The following is a 7,167-nucleotide window of genomic DNA, read 5'->3' as shown; positions in this document are numbered from 1 at the left end:
GAACAGGATTGTGAAACGCCTTTGCGCCGATGATAGTGGACGGACGTCTGTGAAAGTAGGTCATCGTCAAGCTCTTATTCCTCAAAACCCCCGCAAGCATTGCTTGTGGGGGTTTTGTTTTTTATGTCGCAGAAAATAGGCGGCGTAAACCGGGGCAAGGACAAGAGCTCGTCTCTACTTCGCTCGGGGTGAGCGGCCCGTATTGCATACCTCTCTGGGCTCATATCCTCCTCTGTCTGTCTGTCTGTCTGTCTGTCTGTCTGTCTGTCTGTCGATGACGTGCTTGAGCGGCTTAGACAAGGCTGCTGATCTAGGCATCAGGCCGAGATTGTCCCTTCGCACTCTGTGCCACCCCTCTCTGCTTCTTCCTTATTTCTTCTTAGAACTTCTAACTTCCGTTCTTAAACTCCTACTCAGTTCTTTGTTTGAGCCGTAGAATATGGATAAATACTTTAGAGCTAAAGGAGTTGGCCGTGAGTGCAGAGACAGTAGTGGATGCGATCGTGATTGGAGCTGGGCACAATGGCTTGGCGGCGGCGGTGGAACTGGCCAGCCAGGGCTGGAAGGTTCAGGTCGTAGAGGCTAAGAGTTCGGCTGGTGGTGCGGTCAGCACTCAGGAGCTGACCTTACCTGGCTTCCGGCATGATGTCTGCGCGATGAATCTGTCTTCGTTCGCCGGTTCTGCTTTTTATCAGCGCCATAAAGAGGCGCTAACTCGGCATGGTTTGGCCTTTGTTCCTGCTGAACATTGCTTTGCCAGCATCTTTCGTGATCATACTTATTTGGGCGTCAGCACGGATCTGGAAACGACGTTGACGCGTATCCGGGCTATTTCCGATAAGGATGCTGTTGCCTGGCAGGCTATGCTGGATGATTTTCAGCGTAAAGCCCCCCATCTATTTGCTGTGCTTGGCAGCCCTATGCCTTCTTGGAGCCTGTTGAAAGGTGCCTGGAAGAGCTGGCGTGAGCTGGGTAAGGATGGAGTAGTCGAGCTACTGCAACTGCTGCTGGCGACTCCGCGTGACTTTCTGGATCGTCACTTTGAAAGCGATTCCCTGAAAGCCATGATGGCAGCTTGGGGCCTGCATGTGGATTTCACTCCTGATACCGCCGGTGGTGCTTTGTTCCCTTATCTGGAATCTATGGCTAATCAGGCCTTTGGGATGGTGATCGGGCAGGGTGGGGCAGACACGGTTATCCGTGCGATGACCGGTCTATTGCAGGAGTTGGGTGGGGAGCTGTTGTTGAATGCTCCTGTGCAGACGATTGAACAAGAGAATGGCCGCGCCACCGGTGTTGTTTTAACGGATGGTCGACGCCTGAAAGCGCGCAAAGCGGTGATTGCTAACCTGAATCCTCAGCTTGTTTTTGGCCGTCTCGTACAGTCCCCAGCTGTGCCTAGCGACTATCAGAAAAAAGTGGATGCCTTCCGCCCTGGGTTGGGGACCATGATGATCCATTTGGCTATGGATGGATTGCCTGACTGGAAAGCCGGTGCGGACTTGCAGCGCTTCTCTTACGTGCACTTGGCTCCCGATATGGCCATGATGAGCCGCGTGTATGCGGAAGCCGCCGCTGGCCTGTTGCCAGCAGAGCCTGTGTTGGTGGTTGGGCAGGGCACTGCTTTGGATTCATCCCGTGCACCTGAAGGCAAACATACCTTGTGGGTTCAGGTCCGTGTTTTACCTGCTCAAGTAAAGGGTGATGCCTTGGGACAGATTACAGCGGGGGATTGGTCGCAGCTGAAAGACGCCTATGCAGAGCGTGTATTGGATCTGCTGGAAAGCTATGCTCCCGGCTTACGGAGCATGATTTTGGCCCGCCATATCATGTCGCCCCAAGATCTGGAGCAGTTCAATGCCAACCTGATTGGGGGGGACAATCTTTCAGGTAGTCATCATCTGGATCAGAACTTCTTCTTCCGCCCTGTTGCCGGTTACTCACAATACAAGACGCCGATTAAGGACTTGTACTTGTGTGGTGCATCGACTTGGCCAGGGGCGGGAACGGGTGCTGGATCAGGTTATATGTTGGCCAATATCCTGGCTAAGTAAGCCTAGGTTTATAACCCATTCAGGCGCTGGCGGGCGTGTTCCAGGCGTAATTGCCTGGCTTCCAGCTCCTGAAGCTGCCTGCGTATTCCATCAATATGTTCTCTGGCTGCACGTCGCGCCAGATCGGCTTGACCCTGGGTGACGGCATGGCATAAACGAGCATGCTGTCTATCCAGCTTGCGCTTGGAGTCTTGATCGGGATACAGATGCTGCACGGACACCCGCACGGTAGACAGCATCAAATCGTTGAACAGGCTGATCATGTGCACCAAGACCGGATTGTGAGAAGCCTCGCAAATGGCTTGATGAAAAGCATGATCTGCCCGAGCAATCTGCTCAGGCGCACCTTCCTGCGCTTGCAGATCTTCCAGTTCCTGAAAGCGTCGCCGGATCATAATGTGATCTGCTTCTGTCCCTCTGGAGGCAGCCAGTTGGGCGGCCTCACTCTCCAGTAACTCGCGCACTTCCAGCAAGTCGTAAAGGGTGCGCCCCTGCGCTTGCAAGAGGTGCTCCAGCGGTTTGCTGGCAGCGGAATCAATCAGATTGGCAACGAAGGAACCTTTGCCATGCTGGGTTTCAATCAAGCCGCGTACACGCAGGATTTGCAGGCCCTCGCGTAAGGCAGAACGGGAGACCGTCAGCCTTTGTGTCAGCTGTCGTTCCGACGGCAAGACTTGTCCTGGTTTCAGGACGCCATCCATAATCAAGGTTTCGATGCGCTGGGCAACCAGCTCGGCGGACGTATCCAGCCGCTTGGGTTCCTGCATTTTCATTGATGGTCTGACCAGTTTTGTACCTGTGAAAATAATAACAAACTAAATAGCTATCTATCTGTTTTATCAGTATAAAGATAAACCCTAGGCGGGACTAAGGGTAAAAACTGGTCTGACCAGTAATGGATGCGCTGGACAAGCAGGTGCTCATCAAAGACTATCCGGTTTAGAAGACTTTATAAAAATAGGAGACGTCGATGAGTTTGCTCTATGACGAAAAATTAGACGGCGTCTTGCCCCGCGTGGACAAGATGCAATTACTCAGCCGTTTGCGCGATGACATTCCCGGCCTGGATGTGTTGCACACAGATGAGCAACTGCACCCTTATGAATGCGACGGTTTAAGTGTCTACCGTAGCAAGCCCTTGTTGGTAGTGCTACCGCGTAATGTGGAGCAGGTGCAAGCTGTGATGCGGCTGGCTCACGAAGTGGGTGTGCCCGTGGTAGCCCGCGGAGCAGGTACCGGTTTGTCGGGCGGTGCCATGCCTTTGGAGCAAGGCATTTTGTTGGTAATGGCTCGTCTGAATCAGATTCTGGATCTGGACCCCGTAGCGGGGATTGCACGTGTCCAGCCCGGTGTACGCAATATCGCTATTTCTCAGGCGGCCCAGCCTTTTGGGCTTTATTACGCGCCGGATCCTTCTTCACAGATCGCCTGTTCGATTGGCGGCAATGTGGCCGAGAATGCGGGCGGGGTGCACTGCCTGAAGTACGGCCTGACCGTACACAATATCTTGCGTCTGGAAGTTATTACCGTCACAGGCGAGCGTCTGACTCTGGGGTCTGAAGCCCTGGATACGCCCGGCTTTGACTTGATGGCTTTATTTACCGGCTCTGAAGGGATGCTGGGCATTGTCACGGAAATTACGGTCAAGCTGCTGGCTCGCCCACCTTGCACGGTGGTACTGCTGGCCAGTTTTGATGATGTGGAAAAAGCAGCGGATACGGTGGCGCAGATTATTGCCCAAGGGATTGTGCCCGCTGGGCTGGAAATGATGGATCAGATGTCCATCCGTGCTGCCGAGGATTTTATTCACGCTGGCTATCCTGTTGATGCCCAAGCGATCTTGCTCTGCGAGATTGATGGCGCTTTGGAAGACGTGCAGGACGATGTGGCGCGTGTTGAACAGGTCATGTTCAAAGCCGGTGCCCAAGAGGTACGGGTGGCCCGCGATGAGCAGGAGCGGCAGCGCTTTTGGGCTGGGCGTAAAAATGCCTTTCCGGCGGTAGGCCGTATTTCCCCTGACTATTACTGCATGGATGGGACTATTCCGCGTCGTCAGCTGGCGTATGTCCTCAAGAAAACAGCAGAGCTGTCTGAAGAGTATGGTCTGCGCGTGGCTAATGTCTTTCATGCGGGGGACGGCAATATGCATCCCTTGATTTTGTTCGATGCTAATGAGCCAGGCGAGCTGGAACGTGCGGAGGCTTTGGGTGGCAAGATTCTGGAATTGTGTGTGGAAGTGGGTGGCACGATTACCGGCGAGCACGGTGTGGGCCGAGAAAAAATTAATCAGATGTGCGTGCAGTTCAATACAGACGAACTGCAATTTTTTCATGCCATTAAAGCTGCGTTCGATCCCAAAACCATGTTGAATCCTGGGAAGAACATCCCCACGTTGCATCGTTGTGCCGAAATGGGCGGGATGCATATCCATCATGGGCAGTTGCCTTTTCCTGAGTTGGAGCGCTTCTGATGAGCAAGGTAGAACATAAAACTCAGGATCGCAGCGTCGAGTTGCTGGAACAGGTTCAGCAGGCCTTGAGCACGAAAACCCCATTGCGTGTTGTTGGCGGAAACACGAAAGCCTTTCTTGGCAAAGCGGTTCAAGGACAGGACTTGTGTTTGGCCGGCCATGAGGGTGTCGTGGACTATGACCCGGCAGAGCTGGTTGTCACGGTACGCGCTGGAACCTCCTTGCAGGCTTTGGAGGCTGTCTTAAACGAACAAGGTCAATGCCTGCCGTTTGAACCGCCTGTCTTCGAGGGCAAGGCGACAGTCGGTGGTGCGACAGCCTGTGGTTTGTCAGGGCCGCGCCGCCCTTGGGCTGGCGCCTTGCGTGACTATGTGTTGGGCTGTCGTCTGATCAGTGGCATGGGCACGCATATGCGCTTTGGCGGCCAAGTCATGAAGAACGTCGCAGGCTATGACGTATCGCGACTGATGGTAGGCGCACAGGGCTCATTGGGAGTGATTACCGAGGTGTCCTTCAAAGTCTTGCCGCGCCCACGTAGCCGGGCGACATTGGCTTTGGATGTCACACAGTCAGAGGTGGCTGGTTTGTTGCGTGCATGGCGCGATCAAAGCCGTCCTATTACGGGAGCTGCCTGGCAGAATGGTCGTTTGCATCTGCGTTTGGAAGGTGGCGATAGCTCGGTGCGGCTGGCGCAAGAGCAGATAGGTGGAGATGTGCTGGAGGTGTCGTATTGGGATGATTTGTGCGAGCAGCGTCTGGCCTTTTTTAACCAGACTGGTACTTTGTGGCGGATTGCCTTACCGGTTGATGCGCCGGTACAAACATGGCCCGGTGAGATCCTGGTGGATTGGGGCGGTACGCAGTTGTGGCTTAAGTCCAATGCCCCTGCTGAGCAGATTCACGCGCAAGCTCGCGCCTTGCACGGTCATGCTCGTTGTTGGTCGGGATCGGGAGCAGGGCAGGATGAATTGCCCGAGTCCTTGTTGATCTGGCATCAGCGCTTGAAACAGCAATTAGATCCTGCGGCCATTTTTAATCCCGGTCGTTTATTCACTTCGGTGGAGTCCACATGCAAACACAACTGACCCAATGGGCTCAGCAGCTGCCGCAAGCTGAGCAAGCCCAGGCCATTTTGCGCTCCTGCGTGCATTGTGGATTTTGCAATGCGACTTGTCCTACCTATTTGGACCAAGGCAACGAGCTGGACGGCCCGCGCGGCCGTATCTATCTGATCAAAATGTTCCTGGAGGGCAAGGCAACCTCGGAGCTGACTCAACATCATCTGGATCGATGCCTGAGCTGCCGTAACTGTGAAACCACCTGTCCGTCGGGGGTGAAATATCACAATCTGCTGGATATAGGCCGGGCTGCCCTGGAGCCTAAAGTGAAGCGGCCTTTGAAGGATAGGGCGATGCGAGTCGCACTGACACAAATCTTGCCTGAACCGGGGCGAGTCGGTGCCTTGTTAGGTGTGGCGCGAACCCTGCGTCCTTTGCTGCCGTCTTCGCTGCAGGAAAAAATCCCGCCTAAACGTAGTGCAGATTTGAGCCGTCCCGCACAACGCCACAGCAAGCAGGTTTTGATGCTGGAGGGCTGTGTGCAACCCGCCATGGCGCCGTCGATTAATGCGGCTACCGCGCGGGTGCTGGATCGTTTAGGAATCAGCGTGACACCGATTGCCCAGGCAGGCTGTTGCGGTGCCTCGTCCTTTCACCTAGGTGCGCAGGAACAGGGCCTGGACCAGGCGCGTCGCAATATCGATGCCTGGTGGCCGCAGATCGAGCAAGGAGCGGTGGCGATTGTGCAGACCTCTAGCGGCTGCGGGGCTTTCATCAAAGAATACGTGGACCTGTTCAGGAATGATCCTGTGTATGCCGAGCGTGCTCGTCGAGTTAGCGACTTAGCTAAAGATCTGGTTGAAGTGCTAGAAGACCAGCCTTTGGAGGAGTACCTGAACTCGCAAACCCGCCCACGTTTGGCTTTTCATTGTCCTTGTACTTTGCAGCACGCTCAGAAGTTGGGTGGCCGGGTTGAGTCCGCCTTGACCCGTCTTGGGTTTGATCTGGGGGCGGTGCCGGATAGTCACCTGTGTTGTGGTTCAGCCGGGACCTACTCGTTGACGCAGCCAGAGATTGCAGGACGCCTGCGAGATCGGAAAATGGATGCGCTGGAAAGCAGCAAACCAGATTTGATTGTTACCGCCAATATGGCTTGTGGGAATCATTTAAATGGGGCGGGGCGGACCTCGGTCAAGCATTGGATTGAGTTGGTGGATGAGTATCTGATCGGATAAAGGTGTACCCGTCCGATCAAGTTTTGAAAAAAGCCCGCTGATATAGCGGGCTTTTTTTATTTGTGTTCCAGCGAAAAGGAGATGGATGGCTGCCAGAGTATGTCCATAAAGCGTGCTCAGCACATCCCTTATTTTGCAGGCATGTGGGCTTGGCGCCAGAGCGGCTAACAGTGTCTACAGGCCACGGAAGCATTAGGGCAAACCATAGGTTTTAGTGTTTTGTCAAGAATAAGTGCAAGAAAGGGCTGCTATCTGCGTGAATGGGATAGCGACGAGATACACGGACTCTTTAGCCTGTAAGGGTAGGAGCTAGCGCAGGCAAAACGGCTATGGGGAGCCGGTGCTGGTCC

Annotated in this window: 5 protein-coding genes; 4 read left to right on the top strand and 1 reads right to left on the bottom strand. The window is 54.3% G+C overall.

Features of this window, described 5'->3' with window-relative positions; all coding sequences use genetic code 11:
- Positions 1-473 precede the first annotated feature (473 nt).
- The gene (locus IE156_RS15425; RefSeq protein WP_229841393.1) at positions 474-2,054 is read left to right on the top strand and encodes a phytoene desaturase family protein; all 1,581 of its coding nucleotides are present in this window, start codon (positions 474-476) and stop codon (positions 2,052-2,054) included.
- Positions 2,055-2,062: 8 nt separating this feature from the next.
- Here IE156_RS15425 and glcC read toward each other — a convergent pair whose 3' ends face one another.
- Positions 2,063-2,827: a transcriptional regulator GlcC gene (gene glcC, locus IE156_RS15420; protein WP_189393507.1), complete on the bottom strand. Its 765-nt coding sequence runs from the start codon at positions 2,825-2,827 to the stop codon at positions 2,063-2,065.
- 197 nt (positions 2,828-3,024) lie between these two features.
- Here glcC and glcD point away from each other — a divergent pair, with 197 nt between their 5' ends.
- The 3 genes from glcD to glcF are packed head-to-tail and all read left to right on the top strand — an operon-like array spanning position 3,025 to position 6,817.
- Positions 3,025-4,524 (top strand): glycolate oxidase subunit GlcD, encoded by a 1,500-nt coding sequence (glcD, locus tag IE156_RS15415; protein WP_189393506.1) that lies wholly within the window; start codon positions 3,025-3,027, stop codon positions 4,522-4,524.
- On the top strand, positions 4,524-5,609 hold the full coding sequence (gene glcE / locus IE156_RS15410) for a glycolate oxidase subunit GlcE (protein WP_189393504.1): 1,086 nt from the start codon (positions 4,524-4,526) through the stop codon (positions 5,607-5,609). The genes glcD and glcE overlap by 1 nt, the downstream gene beginning before the upstream one ends.
- The gene (gene glcF, locus IE156_RS15405; RefSeq protein WP_189393502.1) at positions 5,594-6,817 is read left to right on the top strand and encodes a glycolate oxidase subunit GlcF; all 1,224 of its coding nucleotides are present in this window, start codon (positions 5,594-5,596) and stop codon (positions 6,815-6,817) included. The genes glcE and glcF overlap by 16 nt, the downstream gene beginning before the upstream one ends.
- Positions 6,818-7,167 lie beyond the last annotated feature (350 nt).

It is taken from the genome of Alcaligenes pakistanensis (assembly GCF_014652815.1).
GTDB lineage: Bacteria > Pseudomonadota > Gammaproteobacteria > Burkholderiales > Burkholderiaceae_B > Alcaligenes > Alcaligenes pakistanensis.
This window is presented reverse-complemented; position numbering and strand designations above follow the sequence as displayed.

What these genes read in the sequence shown, in the direction of transcription:
- glcC (WP_189393507.1), bottom strand. Translation starts at nt 2,827, where the DNA reads ATGAAAATGCAGGAACCCAAGCGGCTGGATACGTCCGCCGAGCTGGTT.
- glcD (WP_189393506.1), top strand. Translation starts at nt 3,025, where the DNA reads ATGAGTTTGCTCTATGACGAAAAATTAGACGGCGTCTTGCCCCGCGTG.
- glcE (WP_189393504.1), top strand. Translation starts at nt 4,524, where the DNA reads ATGAGCAAGGTAGAACATAAAACTCAGGATCGCAGCGTCGAGTTGCTG.
- glcF (WP_189393502.1), top strand. Translation starts at nt 5,594, where the DNA reads ATGCAAACACAACTGACCCAATGGGCTCAGCAGCTGCCGCAAGCTGAG.